This window comes from Pseudomonas sp. JV245A, assembly GCF_032424515.1.
Classification (GTDB): domain Bacteria; phylum Pseudomonadota; class Gammaproteobacteria; order Pseudomonadales; family Pseudomonadaceae; genus Aquipseudomonas; species Aquipseudomonas protegens.
On record NZ_VYKE01000579.1, the window covers coordinates 1 to 381 of the forward strand.

A 381-nucleotide genomic window follows, 5' to 3' on the forward strand; every position below is an offset into this window, starting at 1 on the left:
GCCGCCGCCAGCGACGAAACCGCAGCCGCAAGCGTTGAACTGGCGCGCCTGGGCGGCCAGTTGCAGATGATGGTCAGCCACTTCCGCGTCTGATTCGCGCAGGCCCCTTCGCCGGCAAGCCGGCTCCTACACCCTCCGTAGGAGCTGGCTTGCCGGCGAAAGGCGCCAATCCCCGGACCCGAGCATTTACACCCATCAGGGTTTGCCCTTACCTTTCCCGGTCTTCGTCCTGCTGTCCTAGGGATTAGTCACCAGGAATCCGTTCATGCCCAGCCTCGGTTTTACTTCGGTCCCGCCCCTGCTGAAATACCTGCTCTATGCGGAGCAATTGGGTATTGCCACCGAGCCGGCGCTGGCGGCGGCCGGGCTTAGCGCCGCGCA

1 pseudogene is annotated in these 381 nt (G+C 64.6%); it reads left to right on the forward strand.

From position 1 onward, the window contains the following. Nucleotides 1–265: 265 nt before the first annotated feature. A pseudogene (locus tag F6S12_RS33125) lies at nt 266–381 on the forward strand (AraC family transcriptional regulator); the annotation flags it as partial.